The 24,489-nt window shown below is 40.7% G+C and carries 22 protein-coding genes; 7 read left to right on the top strand and 15 right to left on the bottom strand.

The genetic code is table 11. The features are described from left to right. Positions 1-86 precede the first annotated feature (86 nt). Positions 87-1,151: a ribosome small subunit-dependent GTPase A gene (gene rsgA, locus R2R35_RS19570; protein ID WP_317731510.1), complete on the top strand. Its 1,065-nt coding sequence runs from the start codon at positions 87-89 to the stop codon at positions 1,149-1,151. 719 nt (positions 1,152-1,870) lie between these two features. Here the strand turns inward: rsgA and R2R35_RS19565 are convergent. The 4 genes from R2R35_RS19565 to R2R35_RS19550 form a co-directional block, all read right to left on the bottom strand. Further along, on the bottom strand, positions 1,871-2,821 hold the full coding sequence (locus tag R2R35_RS19565; protein WP_317731509.1) for an L-lactate dehydrogenase: 951 nt from the start codon (positions 2,819-2,821) through the stop codon (positions 1,871-1,873). Positions 2,822-2,868: 47 nt separating this feature from the next. Then, positions 2,869-3,084 carry a hypothetical protein gene (locus R2R35_RS19560; protein WP_317731508.1) on the bottom strand — a complete coding sequence of 72 codons (216 nt, stop codon included), beginning with the start codon at positions 3,082-3,084 and terminating at the stop codon, positions 2,869-2,871. 5 nt (positions 3,085-3,089) lie between these two features. Next, on the bottom strand, positions 3,090-3,227 hold the full coding sequence (locus R2R35_RS19555; RefSeq protein WP_317731507.1) for a hypothetical protein: 138 nt from the start codon (positions 3,225-3,227) through the stop codon (positions 3,090-3,092). 372 nt (positions 3,228-3,599) lie between these two features. Then, positions 3,600-7,406, bottom strand: a complete 3,807-nt coding sequence (locus R2R35_RS19550) for a phosphoribosylformylglycinamidine synthase (RefSeq protein WP_317731506.1) — start codon at positions 7,404-7,406, stop codon at positions 3,600-3,602. 452 nt (positions 7,407-7,858) lie between these two features. Here R2R35_RS19550 and R2R35_RS19545 point away from each other — a divergent pair, with 452 nt between their 5' ends. Further along, complete coding sequence (locus tag R2R35_RS19545; protein WP_317731505.1) at positions 7,859-8,356, top strand: RNA polymerase sigma factor; 498 nt, start codon at positions 7,859-7,861, stop codon at positions 8,354-8,356. 55 nt (positions 8,357-8,411) lie between these two features. After that, positions 8,412-9,389 (top strand): DUF3298 and DUF4163 domain-containing protein, encoded by a 978-nt coding sequence (locus R2R35_RS19540; RefSeq protein WP_317731504.1) that lies wholly within the window; start codon positions 8,412-8,414, stop codon positions 9,387-9,389. A 159-nt stretch (positions 9,390-9,548) separates the two neighbouring features. Here the strand turns inward: R2R35_RS19540 and R2R35_RS19535 are convergent, their stop codons facing one another. From R2R35_RS19535 to R2R35_RS19510, 6 genes are all read right to left on the bottom strand, one after another. Then, positions 9,549-11,279 (bottom strand): ABC transporter ATP-binding protein, encoded by a 1,731-nt coding sequence (locus R2R35_RS19535; RefSeq protein ID WP_317731503.1) that lies wholly within the window; start codon positions 11,277-11,279, stop codon positions 9,549-9,551. A 1-nt stretch (position 11,280) separates the two neighbouring features. Beyond that, entirely contained in the window at positions 11,281-13,047 is a 1,767-nt protein-coding gene (locus R2R35_RS19530) for an ABC transporter ATP-binding protein (protein WP_317731502.1), read from the bottom strand. Between the two features lie 119 nt (positions 13,048-13,166). Beyond that, complete coding sequence (locus tag R2R35_RS19525) at positions 13,167-13,787, bottom strand: TetR/AcrR family transcriptional regulator (RefSeq protein ID WP_317731501.1); 621 nt, start codon at positions 13,785-13,787, stop codon at positions 13,167-13,169. Between the two features lie 293 nt (positions 13,788-14,080). Further along, a complete protein-coding gene (locus tag R2R35_RS19520) occupies positions 14,081-14,374 on the bottom strand; it encodes an MFS transporter (RefSeq protein ID WP_331670163.1) in 294 nt (97 codons plus the stop codon). Between the two features lie 94 nt (positions 14,375-14,468). Beyond that, positions 14,469-15,299 carry a zinc dependent phospholipase C family protein gene (locus R2R35_RS19515; protein ID WP_317731500.1) on the bottom strand — a complete coding sequence of 277 codons (831 nt, stop codon included), beginning with the start codon at positions 15,297-15,299 and terminating at the stop codon, positions 14,469-14,471. 416 nt (positions 15,300-15,715) lie between these two features. Continuing rightward, positions 15,716-17,059 (bottom strand): aminotransferase-like domain-containing protein, encoded by a 1,344-nt coding sequence (locus tag R2R35_RS19510; RefSeq protein ID WP_317731499.1) that lies wholly within the window; start codon positions 17,057-17,059, stop codon positions 15,716-15,718. A gap of 125 nt (positions 17,060-17,184) precedes the next feature. Between R2R35_RS19510 and R2R35_RS19505 the strand changes: the two genes are divergently transcribed. Continuing rightward, a complete protein-coding gene (locus tag R2R35_RS19505) occupies positions 17,185-18,441 on the top strand; it encodes a diaminopimelate decarboxylase family protein (protein ID WP_317731498.1) in 1,257 nt (418 codons plus the stop codon). 59 nt (positions 18,442-18,500) lie between these two features. Here the strand turns inward: R2R35_RS19505 and R2R35_RS19500 are convergent, their stop codons facing one another. The 3 genes from R2R35_RS19500 to R2R35_RS19490 form a co-directional block, all read right to left on the bottom strand. Then, a complete protein-coding gene (locus R2R35_RS19500) occupies positions 18,501-18,707 on the bottom strand; it encodes a GNAT family N-acetyltransferase (RefSeq protein WP_317731497.1) in 207 nt (68 codons plus the stop codon). Between the two features lie 64 nt (positions 18,708-18,771). Then, a complete protein-coding gene (locus R2R35_RS19495; RefSeq protein WP_317734824.1) occupies positions 18,772-19,011 on the bottom strand; it encodes a GNAT family N-acetyltransferase in 240 nt (79 codons plus the stop codon). A 44-nt stretch (positions 19,012-19,055) separates the two neighbouring features. Then, a complete protein-coding gene (locus tag R2R35_RS19490; protein ID WP_317731496.1) occupies positions 19,056-20,525 on the bottom strand; it encodes an alpha-L-fucosidase in 1,470 nt (489 codons plus the stop codon). Between the two features lie 162 nt (positions 20,526-20,687). On the opposite strand from R2R35_RS19490, the gene R2R35_RS19485 reads away from it, so the two are divergent. From R2R35_RS19485 to R2R35_RS19475, 3 genes are all read left to right on the top strand, one after another. Beyond that, complete coding sequence (locus R2R35_RS19485; RefSeq protein WP_317731495.1) at positions 20,688-21,539, top strand: AraC family transcriptional regulator; 852 nt, start codon at positions 20,688-20,690, stop codon at positions 21,537-21,539. 132 nt (positions 21,540-21,671) lie between these two features. Then, positions 21,672-22,061: a winged helix-turn-helix transcriptional regulator gene (locus tag R2R35_RS19480; protein WP_317731494.1), complete on the top strand. Its 390-nt coding sequence runs from the start codon at positions 21,672-21,674 to the stop codon at positions 22,059-22,061. Between the two features lie 61 nt (positions 22,062-22,122). After that, positions 22,123-22,671, top strand: a complete 549-nt coding sequence (locus R2R35_RS19475) for a cysteine hydrolase family protein (RefSeq protein ID WP_317731493.1) — start codon at positions 22,123-22,125, stop codon at positions 22,669-22,671. Positions 22,672-22,808: 137 nt separating this feature from the next. On the opposite strand, the gene R2R35_RS19470 is transcribed toward R2R35_RS19475, so the two are convergent. Both R2R35_RS19470 and R2R35_RS19465 read right to left on the bottom strand, forming a co-directional pair. Beyond that, positions 22,809-23,981, bottom strand: coding sequence for a pectin acetylesterase-family hydrolase (locus R2R35_RS19470; protein ID WP_317731492.1), 1,173 nt, complete (start codon positions 23,979-23,981; stop codon positions 22,809-22,811). A 64-nt stretch (positions 23,982-24,045) separates the two neighbouring features. Continuing rightward, positions 24,046-24,477 carry a GNAT family N-acetyltransferase gene (locus R2R35_RS19465; RefSeq protein WP_317731491.1) on the bottom strand — a complete coding sequence of 144 codons (432 nt, stop codon included), beginning with the start codon at positions 24,475-24,477 and terminating at the stop codon, positions 24,046-24,048. Positions 24,478-24,489: the final 12 nt, after the last annotated feature.

Raw genomic sequence — 24,489 nt, 5'->3', positions numbered from 1 at the left:
TTGATATTCCAGAATTCGTTGAAACAGTCTGATTGTTTTCAACATAACTATTAAAAATTTATTGTATTTAACCAGGAGGATCTTAGATGATATCATTAGAAAATTACGGTTATACCGATTACTTTAGCAAACAGATAACCGAAAAAGAAAAAGAGCTGGGTCTTATCCCCGCAAGAATAATATCCATTCAGAAGGAAACCTATAAGCTGATATCTGAATGTGGTGAAAACAATGGCAAATTAAAAGGTTCTGTATTTTATCAGGACATGGAGCTAAAGACATATCCGGCTGTGGGAGATTTCGTGCTTATTAAGGCAAACCACCAGGGTGAGGATATCATATACCGAGTCCTAGACAGACGCTCCAGCTTTTCCAGAGCCAATCCCTCCCTGCCTTCCAAAATATCCGGTGCCAGCGCTCAGATGGTTGCCACTAATTTCGATTATGTGTTTGTCATGGCATCCTTAAACCATGACTTTAACTTACGAAGATTGGAAAGGTATCTGTCAGCCGCCTGGTACAGTGGTGGTGTACCCGTAGTTATCCTGACCAAAGCAGATCTTTGTTCGGATTATGAGGAGAAGCTTATCCAGACAGAGTCTATTGCACCGGGTATTGGTGTCCATGCCATCAGCAGCCATACAGGCCAAGGCCTGGAAGAACTGAACCAATACCTAAAACCCGGTAAGACCCTTGTATTCATGGGCTCCTCCGGTATCGGAAAATCCTCTCTGGTCAACAGTCTGGCTGGGGAAGAGCTTATGAAAGTTAATATCATTCGTGAGGACGACAGCAAAGGTCATCACACCACCACATACCGCCAGTTGTTTGCCCTTGAAAGCGGTGCTTTGATTATTGATACACCCGGTATGCGAGAACTCGGTATCTGGTCGGCAGACGAAGGCGTAAGCGAAGTCTTCTCCGATATTGAAGAGCTGATAGCAGGCTGCCGTTTCCATGACTGCAGTCACAGAACTGAGCCCGGCTGCGCTATTAAAAAAGCTTTAGCAGAAGGAACTCTTACGAAATCCAGATTTCAGTCCTATTTAAAACTTGAAAAAGAAGCAAGATATACTGCAAAAAAAGCTGCAATGTTTGAGAAAAGGCTACAAAATAACTCAAATACCTCAAAGAAAAGAAACAGCAGATAAATAGTGAATGGATTGTATGATTCATTAGTCATTAAATCTAAAACTTAACTGGCTAAGACAATTTTCTTTATGCTATGATTACAAATTATATCAGGCAAGTGCTTAAAAGTCGTTCAAGCGCACATTCCTTCTTATCTTCTTATTAATTCATTCATGAAGGAGAAAATTGTAGTCAAATTACAGACTTTGAATCAATATCCTCAACAAAAAAGAACCGATCAGAAATTTATAAATACTACGCCTTAAGGTAAACAGTTATATATCTGCCTGCCTTAAGGGCGTAATAATTCATCCATCGAGATCGGTTCTTTTCTTTGTTCTTTTTCTTAGGGTTATATCTTGGTTTATTTCTTGATTCTTTATTTCTTGGTTCTTTATTTTGGTTCTTTATTTCGGTTCTTTATTTTGGTTCTTTATTTTGGTTCTTTATTTGGTTCTTTTTCTTGGCTCTTTTTCTTAGCTCTTTTTCTTGGCTCTTTTTCTTGGTTCTTTTTCTTGGTTCTTTTTCTTGGTTCTTTTTCTTGGTTCTTTTTCTTGGTTCTTTTTCTTGGTTCTTTTTCTTGGTTCTTTTTCTTGGTTTTATATCTTGGTTTTATATCTTGGTTTTATCTTGGTTTTTTCTTAGGTTTATCTTGAGTTTTTATCTTGGTTTTTTATCTTGGTTTTTTATCTTGGTGAACTGACCTGCATATCTCAATCTACATATCTTCATTATTTCATTACAGCGATAATATCTTACTGGTGTATTCTCTGATGACACCTACAGATTTCTTGAACTTCTCAAGTTCCTCTTCTGTCAGATGGACTTCCACTACATCACTGACACCGCTGCGGTTAAGAATAGCGGGTACGCCACAGAATACGTCACGTTCTCCAAATTCGCCTTCTAATAGGGTCGATACGGGAATAATCTTATTTTCATCATTTAAGACTGCTTTTATTATTCCGGCTGCTGTAGTTGCAATACCATAGCAGGTCGTACCTTTGATATTAAGGATATCAAAGCCTACCCGCGTTACTTTATATACGATCTCATCAAGATTGATATCATCATATTCCTTATTATCGGAAAGGATATCATTAATCCGCTTACCGCCTACTGTTACATGGGACCAGGGGCACATCTGGCTGTCTCCGTGCTCACCCATGGTGTAACCCTGTACGCTTCTTGGGTCCACATGAAAGAGCTCTCCGATAAAATGCTTTAATCTTGCAGAATCCATGGCTGTACCAGTTCCAATAACCTGATTCTTAGGAAGTCCTGAGATTTTATATACATAATGTGCAATAATATCTACCGGATTGGACACCACAATAAAATGTCCCTTAAAACCAGCTTCCATAATAGGCGTAACAATGGACTTCGCTATTTTTGCTGACAGCTCCAGGGTATCCAGTCTTGTCTGTCCGGCTTTTGGAGGTGCTCCGGCTGTGATAACTACAATATCTGCATCTCCACAGTCTTCATAGGTTCCTTGAGTAACCTTAACGTTACGGTTTAAATATTCAACGCAGTGGCATAGGTCCATTACCTCTCCTCTGGCTTTGTCTTTGTTAATATCTATAATCATTACCTCATCACATACTCCCTGTGTTATGAGACTGAAAGCTGTGGATGAGCCAACCATACCTGCTCCAACGATTACAACCTTGCTTCTGTTAATTGTCATGAATAACTCCTTTCTTATCCTGCCTGACTGCTATTCTATAAGATATTCTATTCTGTTACGGCCGTTTCTCTTGGCCTGATATAGCAGTTGACTGCAATGCCTATCAGCTCTTTGATACTTTCTCCCTGATAGCAGGCAAGACCAATGCTTATTGTAACACGAAGTTCCTTCTTTTCAAATACATAATTTCTTATACATTCCTTAATTCTATCAGCGACTTCCAGCGCACCGCTTATGCCATTTATTCCGCTAAGGATAAGCATAAAATCTAAACACTGATATTGTAATGTTTCTTTCTATGAGGTGAGCTTCCCTTTCTCCAGGTTTTGAATTGCTTCTGCTCATTGCCTAAGAGTTTTTCAAATTTGGTGCTGACAAGGTCTTCCTTCTCATATCCCAGTATCATTCATGCCTGCCGGCTTATCCGTATAATTCTCCCACACAGATCAATGAGGCTCATAATCCATGGTTTCCTTAAACATTCCTTCATAAATAATTCCTTAGAAGCCAGAAGGAAATTGTACTTTCTGATTGCATGGTTTATACCCAGTATCATAATAACACCAAATATCTGCGTACAATTCAAAAATCCCTCTACTATAAAGGTATTACGAATTCTCTAATCCGTGCCAATATACAAATCCATCTGGCCTATCTTTCCAGTTCATGAGACATTTAAAGATCTCTCATCCATAAAAGCATAAAAATCACCCCGGGTCAGCGCATTTGCCGGGGTGATCTGCTAATACAATTTAAAATGATTTCAATGCCTGTAAAGTTATTTGAAATATGCAACACCGGATTCAAAGATATGCTGGTCACGGTTGCCGGTAATATTTATGGCAACTCCATCCCCTTTTCTTTCCGAATGTGTCATCTTACCAAGTACTCTTCCATCAGGACTTGTGATACCTTCTATGGCGTAATAAGAACCATTGGGATTGAATTCTTCACTCATTACAGGATTTCCGCTTAAATCCACATACTGAGTAGCAACCTGTCCTGCTGCAAAAAGTTTACTTATCCATTCCTGGTTTGCTACGAATCTTCCTTCCCCATGAGAGGTAGGGACTGCATAGATACCTCCAAGTTCAGCCTTTTTAAGCCAGGGTGACTTATTGGATACCACTTTCGTATACACATATTTGGATACATGTCGTCCGATATGATTGGTCGTTAAGGTAGGGGAATCCTCCTTCTGAGGAGTAATCTCACCGTAAGGCACCAGCCCCAGTTTGATGATTGCCTGGAAGCCGTTACAGATACCAAGTGCCAGACCATCTCTTTTCTTTAGGAGCTCATCTACTGCTTCCTTTAATTTTGCATTCTGAAAAGCAGTGGCGATAAACTTACCGGAACCATCGGGTTCATCTCCTGCGGAAAATCCGCCTGGGAACATAATTATCTGTGCTTCCTTCACTGCCTTAACGAATCTGTCAACCGATTCCTCAATGCTTCCCGGTGTCAGGTTACGGAATACAACGATATCCGCGGAGGCACCTGCGGCTTCAAAAGCCAGGGCAGAATCATATTCACAATTGGTTCCCGGAAATACGGGAATAAATACTCTGGGTTTCGCTATTTTATCTTTTGTATAATAAATAGATTTCTTTTCTTCGTATATCCCTGTATCAATTAAGGCCTCTTTCACACCGGAGGAGGTAGGAAATACTTTTTCCAAAGAATTTTCCCAGCTGCTCTGTGCTTCTTTCAGCTCCACCTTAGCTTCTTTATACGTAAATGTCTTATCAGCCGTAACTTCACCTACATAAAGAAGGTTTAACTCCGAAGCATTGATGGCTGCAAGACCTTCCTCTTTCACTTCCAGAAGCAGGGCACCGTATGCTGGTGCAAAAAGCTCCTCTTCTGTGAGTTTTTCCTGAAAAGCAATACCAAATTTGTTTCCAAATGCCATCTTACTTGCTGCTTCAGCTATACCGAAAGCTCCAGGAGCGTATGCTGCTGACACAAGTCCTTTGTTCATCAGCTCATGTATCTTTTCATAGGAAGCTTTGATCGACTCATAAACCGGCAGGTCGTATTCATCCTTCTCTGCCAGAACTGCGATTAAGTGAGAACCTGCTTCTTTTATTTCTCCGGTAATAACCTGAGAAGCTTTCGTTATTGCAACGGCAAAGGATACAAGGGTAGGAGGTACATCAATGTCCTGGAAGGTTCCGGACATACTGTCTTTGCCGCCGATAGAAGCAAGCCCTAAGCTTAACTGAGCTTCATAAGCTCCCAATAATGCTGCCAGAGGTTCTCCCCAGCGTTTCGCATCGTCTCCCAGCCTCTTAAAATATTCCTGGAAGGTGAAATAGATCGTTTTATAGTCTGCACCAGCTGCAACTATCTTTGCAACAGAGGAAAGAATGGCATACACCGCACCATGATATGGACTCCAGCTGGATAAGAAGGGATCAAAACCATAACTCATTAAGGTGACGGTATCACATTCCCCCTTTAAGGCTGGAAGCTTTGCTGCCATTGCCTGTACCGGTGTGGTTTGGTATTTTCCGCCGTAAGGCATCGTAACCGTTGCAGCTCCGATGGAGCTGTCAAACATCTCAACCAGTCCCTTTTTGGAGCAGCTATTAAGGTCACTTAATACCTTAAGCAGCTTGTTTCTAAAGGAAAAGCTCTCTGTTGTACTGGAACCCTCTGATGTTCTGTCATAAAAACTGCTGCCATTTTTAAAATAATTAGTCTGAACTTCAGGAGGTGCCACCACTACCTCAGTTTCTTGATGAGCACCATTGGTGTTTAAGAATTCTCTGGATATATTAACAATTTCCTTACCTCTCCATACCATAACTAGTCTGGGCTCTTCCGTCACTTCTGCCACAAGTGTAGCTTCCAGGTTCTCTTCCTCTGCATACAAAAGCAAGGCCTCTACATCTCCTGCATCTGCTACCAGTGCCATTCTCTCCTGGGACTCGGATATCGCAAGTTCTGTACCATCAAGTCCGGCATATTTCTTAGGAACCTTGTCCAGGTCAATAAATAATCCGTCTGCCAGTTCTCCAATTGCAACTGCCACGCCGCCGGCGCCAAAATCATTGCATTTCTTAATCAGCCTGCTGACTTCCTCCCTGCGGAAAAGTCTTTGAAGCTTTCTTTCCGTAGGTGCATTTCCCTTCTGAACTTCGGCTCCGCAGGTTTCGATGGAGGCTTCCGTATGCACCTTGGAAGAGCCTGTAGCACCGCCACAGCCGTCTCTTCCGGTTCTTCCTCCCAAAAGGATTATCCTGTCACCCGGTTCGGAGGACATTCGCATTACATTCTTTCTGGGAGCCGCTCCCATAACAGCACCGATTTCCATTCTCTTTGCCACATAACCCGGATGATAGATTTCATCAACCAGTCCGGTAGCAAGTCCTATCTGATTCCCATAGGAGCTGTAGCCGCTTGCCGCACCAGTTACGATTTTTCTCTGAGGAAGCTTTCCTTTAAGAGTATCTTCGATAGCCACTCTGGGGTCTGCCGCACCGGTAACTCTCATTGCTTGATAGACATAACCTCTGCCGGATAAGGGATCTCTTATAGCGCCGCCCAGGCAGGTAGCCGCTCCGCCAAAGGGTTCTATCTCGGTGGGATGGTTGTGTGTCTCGTTCTTAAAGAATACCAGCCACTCCTCTTTCTTTCCTTCCATTTCAACGGGAACTATAATGGAGCAGGCATTGATTTCCTCGCTTTCCTCCATCTCCTTAAGCTTTCCCTGGCTCTTCAGCTTTTTCATAGCCATAAGTGCTATATCCATCAAGGACATATATTTATCGTCTCTGCCCTGATACAATTCTTTATGATCTCTTTGGTATCTGAGAAATGATTCTTCAAGAGGTTTCTTAAAATAACCGTCTTCAATCTTTACCTTGGTAAGCTCTGTAAGAAAGGTTGTATGTCTGCAGTGGTCAGACCAGTAGGTGTCCAGAACTTTAATTTCCGTAAGTGAAGGTTCTCTTTTTTCCTCTGAAGCAAAATACTTCTGTACATGAAGAAAATCCTTGATGGTCATGGCAAGGTTAAGGGATTTATAAAACTCCTTCAGCTCCTCACTGCTCATGCTTGTAAAACCTGTCAGAACAGCTACGTCCTCCGGTTCCTTATAAGTAGTTTCAAGAGTTTCCGGTTTCTTTCGCTTTGCTTCTCTGGAGTCTACGGGATTGATACAGTAGGCTTTGATTTTCTGGAATTCTTCTTCTGTCAGAGTACCGGATAATACATAGGTGGTCGCACAGTTAATTACCGGTGCTTCCTTGGGAGACAATAATTTGACGCATTGAACGGCAGAATCTGCTCTCTGGTCGAATTGACCGGGTAGATATTCTACAGAGAATACGAAATCCTTCTCTTCTTTTGGAAATTCTTCGGTAAACAAAAGATCTACGGGAGGTTCTGAAAATACCGTACCGAAAGCTCTCTCTATGGTCTCCTCGCTGATATTCTCAAGGTCATATCGGTTTAACACCCGAACCTGTTTTAAACTTCCTATCGCAAGGTAATTTTCTATCTCTTCCAGTAACTCCTGTGCTCTAACCGCATATGCCGGTTTCTTCTCTACATATATTCTTCTGACACTGCTCATGTTGTTCCTCCATTCCCATCTTTGCTCACGTTATCCTTCAACTGTCACTGAATGTTACTCTAAGGCTGCTGATAATTTTCTTATAAGCTCTTGCTTTTTATTCTCCAAAACGGCAGGGTTTTATCCGCCAAATATCTGTTATGTTAACAGGGATAGCATTATTCTACTGCCATAAAATCTTATCTCATTATAACACAGCTGTTTTTATAATTGAAATTAATATATATTAAAGTGTTAATAAGCCTGTCTAATGTTTACCTGTAAATAATTCATCTTATACTATTTATTATAAAACTTTTTTCCATCATAATACGTCTTATATATAGAAGACAACACATGCATGCCCGTTACTTCAAATAATAACACGTTTCCGCTATAAGAGCCAGTGGTGAGTACAGACAATCTGATTTTCCACGACCCTGTCTCTTTGGGCAGCGGATTGAGAGGATACTATGAAACTCCAAATCACTTATGAAGAATTGGCTGAATTTATCCTTCATAATCAGGACAATTATTACCGACTAGCTTTTAGCTATGTCAGAAACCGGGAAGATGCCCTGGACATTGTACAGGACTCCATTGTCAGGGCCTTTTCCTCCCGAAGAGCTTTAAAGGAGGCTTCTTATGTAAAGTCCTGGTTCTATCGGATCGTCATAAATACTTCTCTGGATTTTATAAGAAAGAATAAAAAATATGCCTATCTGGATGAGGCTGAATGGGAGCATTTAGATTATCAAACAGAGGACTCTTATGAAGACCTGGATCTTCATAATGCCATGGAGAGATTATCTCCTGAGAGTCGTATCATTATTATACTGCGATACTTTGAAGATTTAAAGCTTCAGGAAATCGCACAGATTCTCGGTAAGAATGAAAACACAGTTAAAACAAAGCTATATTCTGCACTGAAACAGCTTAAAGTGGAATTAAAGACACACAAACCTATTTAACTACGGATTGAGGAATATCAAATTTTGAAATTTGGTATTTACGAAAGGGGTAAATATGAAAAATAATAATAAAACCTTCAGCGTCAACAATGTAAAAATAGAAACCTCGATACAAGAAAATAACCAAAGCAATACTAACAAAACCATCCCCCATGAAACATTAAGGAAATTGAAAGATACTTATGAAAGCCAGGACATTCCTAAAGAACTGGAGCTTCTGGTAAAAAACTCCCTTAGACTGGAACAGACTAAATTACGCTGCAGAAAGTGGATACATCATCTCTCCACTGGTGTGATTTCCACTGTTGCTTCTGCGGCCGCACTGCTTATCATAACCGTAAATATCAGCCCTGCGGCTGCCAAAGCCATGGCAGAGGTTCCTGCCATCGGCAGCTTTGTAAAAGTAGTTACCTTCCGGGAATATAGCTACAAGGATGAACATCATGAAGCTCAGTTAAATATCCCTCAGGTAACAGGATTGTCGGACAAAGAGCTTGAGGACATGCTGAACCAGAAATATCTTGAAGAAAATACCAGATTGTACGAAGAGTTCCTGGATAAAATCGGTACAGACGATCTAAAGAATGCCAATACTGCACTTTTCTCCGATTACAAGGTTGTTCTCGATTCGGATGCACTTCTGGTCTTAGCCAGTGAAAAAACTGAAATAGCCGCCTCCGGAAGTGAAAGCATCCATTATGACACGATTGATAAAAAGAATCAGCTGGTATTGACACTTTCAAGTCTGTTTAAGGACAGCGGATATATTAATACAATAAGCAAAAATATAATCGATCAGATGAAGGAACAAATGAAAGGGAAAGATGGCAAGCTTTATTTTCTGGAGGATGGTATGACGGATGACTTTAAGACCATCGCCTCAGACCAGAACTTCTATATCAATAAAGATGGAAAACTGGTTATTTCCTTTAACGAATATGATGTTGCACCGGGCTATATGGGAATCGTAGAATTCGAAATACCTACAGAAATAATAAAAGATCTGTTGGTCAGCGATTATTATATTCACTAATAATATGCCTTAACCCCATTACTTATCACGGGAAACTTATTTTACAAAAGCTCCATTTGAACTCAATGACTAATACAAAATCCACGAAACACTGTCAAGGCAAGGGATTAAGCCTTAACCGGGATTCATGGATTTTGTATGATAGGAAAGACCTAAAAGCTACAGCTTCCAGCCCATAGCTTCTTCTCTCATCCCTACAAATCTGGCATATAAGCCGCCCTGGGACAAAAGCTGTTTATGGGTACCTCTCTGTGTAATCCTTCCCTCCTCCAAAACCAGTATCTGCTCCGCGTTCTGAACGGTCTTAAGTCGATGGGCTATCATAATAATCGTCTTATTTTTTGTCATTTCTGCAATTGCTTCCTGCAGTCTGCTCTCATTCTCCGGATCCACATTTGCCGTTGCTTCATCCAGAATTACTATGGGAGCATCTTTTAGTATTGCCCTGGCAATAGAAATTCTCTGCTTCTCACCACCGGACATACTGGCTCCGCCTTCACCTACCATTGTATTATACCCTTCTGGAAGCGACATGATAAAATCATGGCATCTCGCCTTCCTGGCTGCTTTTTGTACCTCCTCTAAGGTAGCCTCCGGTTTACCAAATTTAATATTGTTCAGCACAGTATCATTGAACAGATACACCTTCTGGAATACCATGCTGAAATTTGACAGCAGACTGTCTAAGGTATACTCCCTGATATCTTTTCCTCCTAAGGTAATGGAGCCTTCTTCTACGTCCCAGAACCTGGTGATAAGATTACACAGTGTGGATTTTCCTCCGCCGGAGGGCCCTACGATAGCAGTCGTGGTGCCGGAGGGGATCGTAAAAGATACCTCCTTTAGTATCTTTCGTTTCTCGTAGGAGAAGCTTACATTTTTTCCTTCAATGGTAAAGTTGGCAGGTTTTATATTCTTCCCCCTGCTGTCCATGATCGGTGAATTTCCTATTTCGTCTACTCTGTCAATGGCTATGTCTACAGAGCGCAGTAGTGAGGACATGCTTCCGGCAGTTTCCAGCTGACTGTAGATCAAGAATACTGATATGAGCATTAACAGGCAGGTTATAAGTTCCATTGTTCCTGACAGATAGAATCCAATGGCTGCGATTGCTATTAGCACACTGACGAATTTAAGCAGGATACTTTGCAGGAGCATAAATGGTATAAAAGCAAGCTCTAAACGAACGTTATTTTTCTCACAGTCTGCAATTGCTTTCTCTAAGGTGTGGCTTGCAGATTCCCCCAGATTAAAGGCTCTTACTACGCTAATTCCCTGTACATACTCAAGAATTGCTCCCACCAGGGTCGTCTGGGCTGCTACTCTGGCAGGCGAAATCTTTCTGGATTTTTTTTGCATGAGAGAATTTCCTCCTATGAATAAGAGAATTCCTCCCAGAATAATCAGTCCGATACGCCAATCAAATACAAGAAGCATCACAGTTATTACTGCGGAATGGACATAACCATGTATTATCTTATCCATAACTCTTGGTGCTATATCCTGTACGTCCTCCATGGTAGACGTTATGGCTGCCGTTATTTTTCCCAGACTGTTATCGTTAAAGTACCCCATAGGCATATATTTCATTCGGTCACCCATTTCAGACCGTTTATCCGCACACATGTAGAAACTTCCCTGCGCCTGTGCCATGGTTGCCCGCTGTCTGGTTAATATTGCACCTGCCATACTGGCGAACATGATACCAAAAGAAGTCCAGGCGGTTCCTGCCGTAACATTTCCTTCTGTTATGGCTCGCAGCACTACTGCCATAGCCAATATCTGAAATGCCTGAAAAACAGAATTAATAACTGCCAGAAGGATTCCCTTTTTCATTAAGTCGCCTCGTTTACCGGCAAAAGCAAAAAATTTACGAATGGTACCAATCATCTTATTGTCCTCCTTCTATTCTGTCTTTGGAACTGATATGTGCCTGCCACAGTTCACTATATAAAGGATTTGATTTTAAGAGCTCCTCATGAGTCCCCACACCGGCAACCCGGCCGCTTTTAATAACCGCGATCTGGTCGGAATCTGTAATGGTTGACAGGCGATGTGCAATCACAATCAGTGTCTTTCCTTCAACCAGTCTGGCAACTGCCTTCTGGATAACTGCTTCATTTTCCGGATCAGTATAAGCAGTTGCTTCATCCAGAATAATAATCGGGGCATTTTTTAACATGGCACGTGCAATGGTTATCCGTTGTCTTTCACCGCCGGAGAGATGACCGCCTGCACCTCCTGCGATGGTATGATAGCCGTTCTCCAGTCCCAAAATAAATTCATGGCAGCCGGAAGCTTTTGCAGCCTCTATGACCTGTTCATCTGTTGCCTCCGGATTTCCCAGTCTTATATTATCAAGAATACTCTGGTCGAATAAGTAATTATCCTGGGCAACATAAGCAATCAGCTCCATCAGTTGGGACTGCGGTATATCACTCAGCTTTACCCCACCAATGGTAATAGAACCGGTGGTGACATCCCAAAAGGAAGCAATCAGCTTTGCTATAGTGGATTTTCCTCCACCGGAGGGGCCAACGAAAGCCGTAACAGTACCAGCTGGAAGCGAAAGATTCACTCCATGAAGTACCTCTTTTTCTTTGTAACCAAAGGTGACGTTGTTCAGCTTGATATCGAGTCCCTTTAAGGAAGCTCTTTGCTCCGGACGTTCCTGTTCTTTTTCCTCCAGTATATCTCCTATCTCACCAACAATAATACCTATTTTGGCAAGATCATCGGTATAATACATTGCTGACAGAAGTGGTGACATAATACCAAGCGCCAGAATCATTATCGTAATGAAATCACCGGCTGACAGAGAACCGTTGCGGTAAAAGATACAGCCTGCCGGAAGCACTCCGATGAGCACTGCCGGCCAGATTCCAATTCCCATGGAAAAATACAGCTGTACTTCCTTCATCCAGTCCAGACCATAGTTAGCATTGTGACGGACTGCATCCGTAAATTTATTATAAGAAGAGGCGGACTGTCCAAAAGCTTTGATTACTTCAATACCATTTATGTATTCTACTGCTGTAGCATTCATATGCTGTCCAACTCTTACGTACTCAGCAAAACGTGGTTCATAGTCCTTCATCATCCCCATATAACACACTGCACCAACAGGAAGAGTTATCAGTGATATCAATGCCATACGCCAGTCAATTGCAAAGAGATAGATCACAATGGCAATGGGAACCAGCAGATTGGATGTCATTTCCGGCAGTACATGTGCCAGGGTCGGTTCTATGCTGTCTACCTTTTCAACCATAATGTTCTTGAATTTACCGGAAGGTGTGTCAAGAACATACCCCATAGGCACCAACTTCAGCTTCTTGCCGATTCGTCTTCTGACTTCTGAGATAACGGCAAAGGTAGCCTTATGAGACATTGTTGTTGAAATATTGTGAAAAGCAGCCTTTCCTAAGAATCCAAGAGCCATTACACCGCTCCAGACAAGATATACGCGGTACTCCTTATTTCCCTCCAACAACAGGACAATCATTCGTGACACCGCATAATAAGGCACCATACCGGCACCGACCCCTAAAATTGCAAGTACTACTGACAGCACATATTCTCTTTTATGCTCTCCCGCATATTCTGCCAGCCTTGCAGCGGTCCCAGGCTTTTTACTTTGTAATTTTTTCTCTGACATAAATTATCCTCCTCAAAATGTTAGATGTTGCTAACATTTACATCAAAAAAATAGAGGGGCAAACTAAGCCTACCCCTTTTAGTATCTGCAGCACAATACTCTACCTCTTCGGACACACCTTAAGAAAATCCCAGCAAGTCCTTCCAGCCTGCGGCAAAAAAATCAGTAAGTTTATCCACATAAGTCCAGGCTTCTTCTTTTGGCATATCATGTACTACGATTTCAAAAAATCCGGATAAATAAGCGCTGGCCAGCATATGATTCAAATCATCCGGCATAACGGGAGCAGTCCTTCCCATATTTTCGAAACAGGAAAAAAAGATATAGGAACTATTAACTTCAACTTCGGCAAGACGATGCAGGTAATCTTCATAGGAAGTACCTTCACTGCAGCATACAAGCAGCTTAAAGGCATCAAAATGTTCATAGACATAATCGAAACACTCTATTACATCGGTCTTGGTGATCTCCTTCATTTCAGTTATCTTTCTTTCCGGTGGCAGTTCTGCAAAATAGTCATGTCCCTTTAAGTAAATCTCATAGAGTTGATCTGCAGGTTCTTTCACAAGGGCGTCAAACAAAGAGATCTTATCCGGATAATAACCGTAAAATGCTCCGGTCGTCACACCGGCTGCCTTCACAATAGAACGCAAAGAGGAATTCTGAAATCCCACTCTTAAGAATTCTTCTCTGGCTGCCTGTAATATACGCTCTTTGGTTGATTGTTCCTGTTCTGTCATTTTACTGCCTCCTTAAATATAACACCGTTATATAACAGTGTTATATTATCATCTCAAATGTTATGTGTCAAGTCTCTATTACACGGTTTCTCTTGGTAACTGCTTCTTTTGATAATTTTTCATCATTTATACCCTTGATTCCCCAGGCTGTCCTGGGCTGCTGCCGCAAATAACATTGAGTGTATTTATTTTTTTCCAGAATTAATTTCTATTTCATTTACATATCTAATTGTTTCAGGCTGCTTTACCCCATTGTAAAGCTGCCCGTTTATCGAATATGTATGCCTGGCCTTTCAGACTTTTTGTTCCTTTAGACATATCTCATCATCTACTGTATTATTTTTATCCTCGGTATTACTGCGCATAGAGATTGCCTTGCGAAACAAAAGTATTCCGATTACGAACAAGACAGCAACGGCTCCAACACCTTTATTGATACTTCCAGTCAGCTGTGAACTTATGCTTACCAATGCAGTACCAAGAAAAGAAGCCCCTTGTCCGCAGATATCCATAATACCGAAATACTCACCGGCTTTCTCCGCCGGAATAATTTTGGTTAAAATTCTGCTGCTCCGCCAGATAGTCACAATAAATAGGAATAATCGTTGAAAGCAGGAGGGTAAACGCAGTTTACTACGTCATAAAGAACCCAACTCTTTTCCAGTCTGGTCAGTTTTATTTTCATGCCAGTCTTTCCCCCTTCAACATCTCCTCGTCCTTAGACCCGAAGGTTTGACGGTACCTGATATCCAGAGGTTGCTTCTGCCTTATATATTCATCATATTCTGTAATAAGCCGGATAGCTTCCCCGACAGCTGTAACATACAGCCGCTTTAACATTTCCGTACTGTCTTCACAGCTTAAATTTGCCTTTCTGTTCATAACCAACCCGTGCATTTCTTTATAATTCCCAGTGACCGCAAGAATTCCATAGATAACCAGACGTTGATATAGCCTGGGTGCCCGCAGCATCTGATTGTAATGTTTCATAGCTTCCAAGGATAGGATTATTTCTTCCGCTGAAATATCCTGAAAGAATTCCGATATCACCTTACCGCTATTCTCAGAGGGAAGAATGTGATCTGTCAGGGACTTGCTTATCGGATTGTAGCCATCCCTTTGAAGCAATTCTCTGTCAAACTCCGCTTCAATTTCCGTATGACTGACTCCGCTTCTTTCGATCTTCTCCTCGATATAACCATGGCATTGGCTATCCAGAACAAAATGGCAGATAAACCCGAAAATATAAGCCAGGTGAGCTTCCTTCTTTTCTTTCCCTCTGATGATATTTCCGGCGCCTTCAAAGAAATACTTTCCCGGCTCCTCATGCATGCCAAACCCGGTCTGATTCACCCGGTTTTCATAAAAAGGCTTGTAATAAAAAAGAATATCCGGCCCATGAAGACCGATATCGTACAGTTCTATATGTTTATTAATTATATCCCGTAATCCTTCAGGTAAAGAAAGTACCACTTCTTTACCTAGTCTGTAATGAGCATAAGTTGACGGCATAAGGGTACACCTCCTCAGACTTAACGTCTCTCCATGAAATTATTTTCATCTGAGGTAACTATACAAAGATAATGTTAAGTTTCTTATATCCCTTATGATAAATTAAGGTAAATATCACCTTTCGCTTACTCTTAGATATCTGTTACTATTAAATGCTCCTTTTATACGTTTGTTTCTTTTATACATCTGCTCCTTTTATACATTTGTTCCTTTTATGCATTTGTTCCTTTTATACATTTGTTCCTTTTATGCCTTTGCTCCTTTTATGCATTTGCTCATTTTATGCATTTGCTCCTTTTATGCATTTGCTCCTTTTATGCATTTGCTCATTTTATGCATTTGATCCTTTTATGCATTTGATCCTTTTATGTATTTGCTCCTTTTATGTATTTGCTCCTTTTATGTATTTGCTCCTTTTACGCATTTGCTCCTTTTATACATTTGCTCATTTCATTCTTTAACAACTTAACGGCTCTTATCAATTCTTTATCCTCACAGTTACACACACATAGCCGTATCCCTTCTGTCTCTTCAAAACCCGGCAAATAACTGTTCTTAATACCGTTAACCAGGATACCTTGCTTTTTTAATCTGTTTACCACTGCTTCTGCTGTATTCTTTTCCGTTTGAATAAAGGCATAAATTCCAGATTCCGGAACATGATAGTAAGTTTCTTCCCCAAATGTATCATGACAGATTTCTTTTAGCACCTGCATTTTTTTCTGATAAAATTTTCTGGTTCTTGCTACATGTGATTTGTACATACTGCTCTTTAGGTAAATTTCCAGAGCACCCTGTGTCAGAATCGGTGTGTTAAGATCCATACTTTGCTTATAACGCAGGAATTCCTCTTTTAAGATCTCCGGTATAATTGCCATCCCAAGACGCAGGCCCGGAAGAAGAGTCTTAGAAAAGCTTCGGATATGGATAATCTTATCTTTCTCTCCCATGGCATAGAGGGAATCCTCTTTCTCATCTGTTTCCAGATCTGCCAGATAATCATCCTCTACCAGATATACGTCATAACGGGAAGCCAGCTGTAAGATCTTTCGTTTTTCTTCCCTTTTGTAGCTGAAACCTGTGGGATTCATAAACCGGGGCATAGTATAAAAGAACTTGATCTCACCTGTCTGAAATTGGGCTTCAAGTTCCTCCAGATTAAGTCCTTCATCGGTGCGTTTAATGCCTGCGACGTTTTGCCTATTACAATACAGGGCCTGTAGCATAACAGAATAGGTGGGCTGCTCTACTAATATCTTTTTCCCTCTGCACGGAAAATTCATGGAGGCCAGGATATACAACGCCTGCTGTGCCCCGTTTGTAATGCAGATATCCTGAGGTTTTGTAAAGATATGAAAATTCATTAAATGCTTTGCCAGTACAGTTCTTAATTCCTCCATCCCTTGTGCCGGTGCATATTCCAGTAATTTATTCTTATATATAGTGATAGATTTCTCCATACAATGGTAAAAGTCTTTATAGGGATTTATACTGTCCGGAGGTCTTACAGTACTTAGATCTGTTGCTGCATTGGCAGTTTGCAATCTGTTTATTGCCTTGACCACGTAATAACCGCTTCTGGCAGCGGAATATATCAGATGCTCTTCCTCTAATAGTCTGTAAGCTTTTATTACTGTATCTGTATTACAGCCTTTCTCACTAGCCACTGAGTGAATGGAAGCAAGCTTCTCCCCTGGCTTTAATTCGCCTTTTAAAATATTCTCACGAATTGTCTCTGCTAATTTCTGATATTTATACATTCCCTTTGTCTACCTGCTTTTCCTCTAATCTGTACCGGTACAGTTCTATATTTTTCAACTTGTATTACAAGTATATTTCCAATAAGATGACTATATCATAAAACTGCAAAGGAGAGAATATCGTTATGAAAACTTTTCCGCTGAACTTAGAGGAATTGCAAAAGATTATAAAAGAGTATCCCACCCCTTTTTATATCTATGAGGAAGCTGCCATTGTAAATAATATCAGAAAGCTTAAAGCTGCTTTCTCCTGGAATAAGGGCTTTCGCGAGTATTTCGCCATAAAATCCACACCAAACCCATATATCTTAGAACTCTTTAAGTCAGAAGGCTGCGGAGTGGATTGTGCTTCTGAAACAGAATTAATGCTTGCAGATTCCTGCTCCTTTTATGGAGAAGACATCATGTTTACCTCCAATGTCACCTCTGCGGCTGAATTTAAGAAAGCCGCAGCGCTAAACTCCATTATTAATCTGGACGACCCTTCGCACATTGACTATTTCATAGAATATGTCAGTCTGCCGGACCTTGTCTGCCTTCGTTTAAATCCTGGCGGAAGGATCTACTATAAGGATAAACTGATTGTTGATTTTGAAGATCACAAATTCGGCTTTACCACAGAGCAATTCATAAACAGCGTGAAATACTTAAAGGAAAAGGGAGTGAAGCGCTTCGGGCTTCATTGCCAATTCGGCAGCCACCGAAACGAAGCGGATTATTTTGAAGAAAATACCAGAAAATTATTTGAGCAGGTAGTCACTATTTCTAAAAGTGCGGGAATCCAGCTTGAATTTATCAATCTTGCGGGAGGAGTTGGTATTCCCTATGATGAGGCGGCACCTGAGACTGATATCTATGCAGTAAGTGCTTCCATACGAAAAGCTTATGATGAAATCCTGGGGGCTGCCGGGCTATTACCTATCCCCTTATATCTTGAATTAGGGATATTTATGACCGGACCTTATGGTTACTTCATTTCCTCTGTAATGCACATAAAAAAGGCTTCCAAAACCTTTTTAGGACTGGATGCCTCTACCAACAGTTTTATGAGTCCTTCCAGATATAGCAATTACCACTATATCACAGTAGCAGGCAAGGAGCTTAAAAAGCCTGACTGCTCTTATGTCATAACCGGTGCATTATGCGAGAACAGAGACCGATTTGCCACAGACAGGCTACTCCCTCCTGTTGACAAAGGAGATATTCTTATATTCCATGATGCCGGTGCTTACACCTATTCACATGGAAATAACTTCAATGGAAGACTCCGTCCGGCAGAGCTTCTGCTATGTACGGATAACTCTCTGAGAGTCATTCGTAAGGCTGAAACTGCAAAGGATTATTTTGCTACCCTTGATTACCCCATCAAATATGGGGATTAGGAAAGAGGCCTCTGCTTTTCCCAATCTGTTTTTAAGATTCCATAACGCAGCTCATTGACCTATTTTCCTTCTTTAAAGCGTTCGTTACGAAGTTCGCCTTCTTTCTGCATTCCGAGTTTTCTCATAACCTTTTCAGAATGCTGATTATTGGCGTTACAGCTTGCACACAATCGATGCAGCCGGATATGGCGAAAACCAATCTCTGTTAATATACCGGCTGCTTCTGAGGCATAACCGCAGCCCCAGAATTCAGGCAATAGGACCACAACAAAGACTCCCCCTCCAATTGGAGTTTGCAGCCTATCATTTCTCCAATCAAAGGGGGATTTTTTACTCTTCTTTTACTCTTCCCATCACAATGGTATTATAATATTTTCCATCAGAAAGAAACTTATCATTCCGCAGGATACCTTCCACTAAAAACCCGAACTTCTGATATAAGGTTATGGCCTTTTCATTGGTCTCCAATACATTTAGCGTAATCTTTTTGATATTGTTACTGTCTGCCCAGGCAACGGTTTCCTGCAACAGGCTTTTACCAATGCCATATCCCCAATACTCCTTTAGAATACACTATTGCTACATTATAAAACAGGAGATAAAAGATAGCAATATCAATCTATTAATATTTTAAAGGCAACCGGCTTATCGCTTGCTACGGTCTGGGTATTGATGTGAAGAGCTTCTTCTTCTCGTATCCATTGAGGTTTCTCATCATATCCGAGTATGGATATATCCTTTATAATACCGTGGAAATTCGGTAATTTTGATGCATTCTTTTCTCCAAGTGCATGAATGGATACCTTGCCATCCTTCGGAAAATTCAAAATATAAGCATAGAGGTAGCTACCCCTGACTGTAAACCTGATATCTTCTTTTGTAAAGACCTTCTCTTTGGAATCAGTAAACTGTCCTTCCTCAATCTGTGTTGGACCTTCGCCTGATATTCTCCATAACTTACTGTCATAGATACCTTCTCCGTTTATCTTTAACCAGTCACCAATTTCTGTAAGAATTGCCTTATCTTCTTCTGGTATGGAACCATCTGCCCTGGGACCAATATTTAATAACAAGCAGCCGTTTTTACTGACGATATCAATGAGGTCACAGATAATATCCTTGGCCTTTTTATAGCTGTTATTTTCTGTATATCCCCAGGAGTTCACAGCAACTGCTGTATCTGTCTGCCAGAAGTATGGCTTTTGCTCTGCAAACTGTCCTCTTTCTATATCCACTACAGCACATCCAAACATAAAGGCATCGTGTTTATAATTAATTACCACCTGCTCGCCCCACTCAATGGCTCTGTTATAGTAATAGGCAGCAAATTTCTTTAAATAAGGCTTGGCTGCACTGTGCTGTATCCACCAGTCAAAATATACGATTTTGGGCCTGTATTTGTCTACTATCTCACAGGTACGAAGGAGCCAATCCTCCAGAAACTCTTCGGTGGGGGAAGCACTGAAAAGATCATGATGATCCGGTTCCGGCATAGAGGGCCAATAGAAGTCTCCGCATACCAACGGCTCTTTGATATCACTGTCAAATTCCTTCCCATGGCTCATAAAGAACCAGTGCTCAATTCGGTGGGAGGAAGCTCCTAATACAATCTCTTCTTTTTCCAGAGCAGTTTTCAGGTCACCTAAAACATCCTTTTCAGGTCCCATCTCAGCAGCATTATAATGAGATATCTCACTTTTATACATCTGGAAACCGTCATGATGTTCTGCTACCGGTACTACATACTTTGCACCGGAGGCTTTAAAAAGGTCCGCCCATTCGCCGGCATCAAATTTTTCTGCTTTAAACATAGGAATGAAATCTTTATAGCCGAAATCCTTATGCTCTCCATAAGTCTTTACATGATGATCAAATTCCCTGGACCCTTGAATGTACATGTTTCTGGAATACCATTCACTGCCAAAAGCTGGTACGCTGTAGATTCCCCAATGAATGAAGATACCGAATTTAGCTTTTCTATACCATTCAGGAAGCTCATAACCGGACAGGGAATCCCAGTTGTCCTGAAATCTCCCTGTCTTTATAACTCTTTCAATTTCTTCTCTGTACTTTATTTTATCCATATTTACCTCGCTTTCCCTCCCAAGATGACTGAAGATCTCCGTTCTTATCACTCTTGGTATTTGCTGTTACTGCTCTCATTATATCAAATGTTACTATCCAAATCAGTTGACAATTAAGACAATTTAGTATACAATCCAGACATTATGAAGGAATATAACATATTGGATTTTGCAAGAATTGATTTTCCCTTTTGGGTTGACAAAGGCGTTCATACAAAGCCTTATTCTCCCCATACCCATAATTTCATAGAGCTGGAGATAATCTTAAGTGGAAGTGCAGACCATATCGTGGAGGGCAGAACCTATCATATAAAAAGAGGGGATGTTCTTGTTATAATGCCCTCTTATGTCCATGAAATACAGAATGTTGATAACCTTGAGATATACAACTATAAATTCGACCTGGATAAACTACTGCTGTTAGAAGAAGATTTAGAACAGCTGTCGGGCTTTCAGGCGCTTTTTATCCTGCAGCCCTTTGATAAATACCAGCACGACTATACAAGTTTTATGACCCTGGAGGAAGAGAAGCTCTCTGTGGTCCATATATTAAGTGAGCTCATCTTAAATGAGTGGACGGAGAAAAAGGCAGGCTATAAGCTTTCTATTAAATCCTACCTTCTTACCCTTATCACCTTCCTGTCCAGAAATTATTCTCCCAGTCTGACCGGAGCTTCCGCTAAAACACCGCAGATTATTCATACGATTAACTACATTCATGAAAATCTCACCGAAAAGATAACTCTGGGTGATCTGGCAGCCATGGCTTGTCTTTCCGAACGGCAGTTTACCCGGATTTTCCGTGATGTGTATGGTGTCTCACCCATTGATTATGTTATAAAATGCAGGCTGATACTGGCTGCCCGTTTATTAAAATATACCAAGCTCCCATTAACTGAGGTAAGCCATCGCAGCGGTTTCGGAGATAAAGTATCCTTTTCCAGGCTATTCACAAAGAAATATGGCGTTACCCCCGGAAAATACCGTAGTTACAGTAATTCCGCCAGGACATAATAACCAGATTTGAGATCTTTATACTCTGTTTAAATTAAACTGATTTCCTTAAGTATTACTTGACATACTTCTTCTTACTTGACAGTATAAGATATACACCATTAAAGTCAAGGATATTAGAAAGGAGTCTTTATGGAAATCAGAACAAGCTATACCTGTCCTTTGGAAATTGTTCATGACATTATAAAGGGGAAATGGAAAACCATTATTCTGTTTCAGTTAAAGTATGGCAATACCACATTGACCAAATTAGAGCATGACATAATGGGAATTAATCAAAAGATGCTTTTACAGCAGTTAAAGGAATTACAGGAATTTGGGTTGGTTGGAAAACAAAGCTTTGAAGGTTATCCTCTTCACGTGGAATATTTTCTTACCCCGGACAAAGGCAGAAAGATATTACAGGCTATTGATATCATGCAGGAAATAGGAATTCAGTACATGGTTGAGCAAGGTATGACAGAGGTACTTGACCAAAAAGGGATTTCATATACAAAGTATTTGTCCGATACCCACAAATAAGTGGGTAATTTACAGCCTCCGGTATTCAGCTTATAATACAGAAAAAAGCCGGAGGTAAAAAATGAACGCAGCACTTATTCTTATTGATATACAGAATGATTATTTTAAAGGCGGCAGAAATGAATTGTTCCAGCCAAATGCTGCAGCTGTTAACGCTGCCAAAGCACTAGCACTCTTTCGTGAATTAAACAGACCTCTCTTTCACATTCAACATGTTAGTATTCAAGAAAATGCAACTTTTTTTCTGCCGGATAGCGATGGAGTACAAATACATGCAAGCGTATCCCCCCTTAAAGAGGAAACCGTACTAATCAAACACGCTCCCAATGCCTTTTTAAATACTCCTTTGGCTGACAAACTTCATAACCTTGGTATTACCCACCTTGTTATATGTGGAATGATGAGTCATATGTGTATTGATACCACCGTAAGAAGTGCAATAGAACACGGATTTCAGGTGACCGTTCTTGATGATGCCTGTACCACAAAGAATCTTGTCTGGAAGGAAAATGTAATTTCTGCACCTACAGTACACAATACTATCATGGCCTCCCTGGAGGGGGTTTTTGCTCAGGTTATCACAACGGAAGAACTGAAGGAACATTTATAATCGTTAAAAAAGCATAAGACCCTAAGATTAATAAACAAATATAAATTGCTCCCTCTTTAAGAAGCAGTTTTTGATTCCTGTTTCCTTAGAAGAGGGAGCAATCTATTCAACCTTTTGCTATTAAAAATCCCTTTCTCTTACCTCATAAAACGGCTTCCCACATTTCTGTAAGCCTCAAATTCTACTGCCTGATAGAGCCATTCACTAAGACTTATTCCATCCTCTTTCGATTCATAGAAATCCTTAGAAGCACTTAAGGTGTGAGGTGTAGTTCCTGTTTTTTCATCCAACCCATAATCCGTTATAAAATAATGGTAATTACTGAAATTTTCAGACAAGGCTGCTGCAGAGGCCAGCATTTGTGTGCTCCAGATGTCTTTATATTCCAAATCAGTCACCTTTTCATCATTCAGCCTTTTCTGAAAATTCAATAAAAGATTATCATAGAGTGTATTGGATTGCAGGTAGGTTATATCAGGGTGTTTTTCAGCATTCGCTTGAAATACTGCTTTTATGATATCTGCTTCTGGTCTGAAATGAAAATTATCTTCAACCTCCGCATTCCAATAAGAATCCATGATATATTCCCATTTATCAGTTTGAATATAGGAACTGTCCGTATACTCATAGATCCTGGCTTCGGGTACACTTTCAGCGATGTAAGGTGTCCAGAAAGCTGCACCAAAACCACCCGCACTTTCACCGCAGACGAATATTTTATCCGGAGTACCTGCATTTCTTTGAAACCACTCAAGAGCCGCCAGTACATTATTTCTTCCGTTATGGAAGGATTTATAAGTTTTCCCTTTTCTTTCATATTCAACAAGATTATTACCGATATGAAAATCCCCAGTAGCATAGGGAATATATAGATAATTCCAATCTCCAAAAGGATTCTTATCATTCCCTTCCTCCAGAATGCCTTTCATTGTATTGAGTTTGTAAAAAGGAATACTGGAAAAGTACGTAAGACCTTCACCTTTAAGTATATTGGCCAGGTTTATGGGATTTGCAGTCGAGTTTTCATCCCAATTCATACCTCCACCGGAAAAGTATATGATCCAGTTATTTTCCTCTTCTGGGTTCTGTCCTTTTTTTGTCAGGACATAATACTCAGACCCGTCTGCTGATGTAACGGTATTTCCCAAATCAATCCTATTCCATTTATCTGTTTGGGTTTGCAAAAAATCACTGATACGCGTCGGTCTTTCAATAACAAATAGCCAAACTGCTCCTGTCAGTAAACTAATTGTTGCCAGTAATACGGCAACGCAAATCCCACTTGTTCGAATAGTCTTCTTCTTTTTCATTCCAGTCTTCCACCCGGTTTCTTCCGTTTAGTTTCCTTTATAAAGTGCTTACTTCGAAAATTGCTTAGCCATTAAATATCTCCATGAAATTTTCCGGCTGTGATAATGGGCGAAAACCAAATTTCTCATAAAAGGTATGCGCATCTTTTGTTGCCAGGCACCAGCGTCTTAAATTCTGCAGCTTAGGATGCTGAAATACACACTTAAGGAACCATTCGCCCAGTCCCTTATGCCTGTATGCTTCATCAATTATCACATCGCACAGATAAGCAAAGGTTGCATAATCAGTAACAATCCTCAGAAGGCCAATCTGCTTGTTGCCCTCAAATAAAGAAAAACAAAGTGAATTCTCCAAGGATTTTAGAACAATTTCACTTGATCGATTTTCTGCCCAATAGGTCTGTTTCAGCAATTGATATACTGCCTGTATATCCAATTTATTCCTGTCCGATGTAACATAATAGCCGTCCTTCTGTAATTCGATTTCCTGTCCCATATTGTTCTCCTG

Source organism: Anaerocolumna sp. AGMB13020 (assembly GCF_033100115.1).
GTDB lineage: Bacteria > Bacillota > Clostridia > Lachnospirales > Lachnospiraceae > Anaerocolumna.
Note: the sequence above shows the minus strand (reverse complement) of the source record. Positions and strands in the feature narration are given on the sequence as shown.

What these genes read in the sequence shown, in the direction of transcription:
- R2R35_RS19555 (WP_317731507.1), bottom strand. Translation starts at nt 3,227, where the DNA reads ATGATACTGGGATATGAGAAGGAAGACCTTGTCAGCACCAAATTTGAA.
- R2R35_RS19470 (WP_317731492.1), bottom strand. Translation starts at nt 23,981, where the DNA reads ATGAAAAAGAAGAAGACTATTCGAACAAGTGGGATTTGCGTTGCCGTA.
- R2R35_RS19550 (WP_317731506.1), bottom strand. Translation starts at nt 7,406, where the DNA reads ATGAGCAGTGTCAGAAGAATATATGTAGAGAAGAAACCGGCATATGCG.
- R2R35_RS19525 (WP_317731501.1), bottom strand. Translation starts at nt 13,787, where the DNA reads ATGACAGAACAGGAACAATCAACCAAAGAGCGTATATTACAGGCAGCC.
- R2R35_RS19465 (WP_317731491.1), bottom strand. Translation starts at nt 24,477, where the DNA reads ATGGGACAGGAAATCGAATTACAGAAGGACGGCTATTATGTTACATCG.
- R2R35_RS19545 (WP_317731505.1), top strand. Translation starts at nt 7,859, where the DNA reads ATGAAACTCCAAATCACTTATGAAGAATTGGCTGAATTTATCCTTCAT.
- R2R35_RS19535 (WP_317731503.1), bottom strand. Translation starts at nt 11,279, where the DNA reads ATGATTGGTACCATTCGTAAATTTTTTGCTTTTGCCGGTAAACGAGGC.
- R2R35_RS19510 (WP_317731499.1), bottom strand. Translation starts at nt 17,059, where the DNA reads ATGTATAAATATCAGAAATTAGCAGAGACAATTCGTGAGAATATTTTA.
- R2R35_RS19540 (WP_317731504.1), top strand. Translation starts at nt 8,412, where the DNA reads ATGAAAAATAATAATAAAACCTTCAGCGTCAACAATGTAAAAATAGAA.
- R2R35_RS19530 (WP_317731502.1), bottom strand. Translation starts at nt 13,047, where the DNA reads ATGTCAGAGAAAAAATTACAAAGTAAAAAGCCTGGGACCGCTGCAAGG.
- R2R35_RS19490 (WP_317731496.1), bottom strand. Translation starts at nt 20,525, where the DNA reads ATGGATAAAATAAAGTACAGAGAAGAAATTGAAAGAGTTATAAAGACA.
- R2R35_RS19505 (WP_317731498.1), top strand. Translation starts at nt 17,185, where the DNA reads ATGAAAACTTTTCCGCTGAACTTAGAGGAATTGCAAAAGATTATAAAA.
- rsgA (WP_317731510.1), top strand. Translation starts at nt 87, where the DNA reads ATGATATCATTAGAAAATTACGGTTATACCGATTACTTTAGCAAACAG.
- R2R35_RS19480 (WP_317731494.1), top strand. Translation starts at nt 21,672, where the DNA reads ATGGAAATCAGAACAAGCTATACCTGTCCTTTGGAAATTGTTCATGAC.
- R2R35_RS19515 (WP_317731500.1), bottom strand. Translation starts at nt 15,299, where the DNA reads ATGCCGTCAACTTATGCTCATTACAGACTAGGTAAAGAAGTGGTACTT.
- R2R35_RS19560 (WP_317731508.1), bottom strand. Translation starts at nt 3,084, where the DNA reads ATGCTTATCCTTAGCGGAATAAATGGCATAAGCGGTGCGCTGGAAGTC.
- R2R35_RS19565 (WP_317731509.1), bottom strand. Translation starts at nt 2,821, where the DNA reads ATGACAATTAACAGAAGCAAGGTTGTAATCGTTGGAGCAGGTATGGTT.
- R2R35_RS19475 (WP_317731493.1), top strand. Translation starts at nt 22,123, where the DNA reads ATGAACGCAGCACTTATTCTTATTGATATACAGAATGATTATTTTAAA.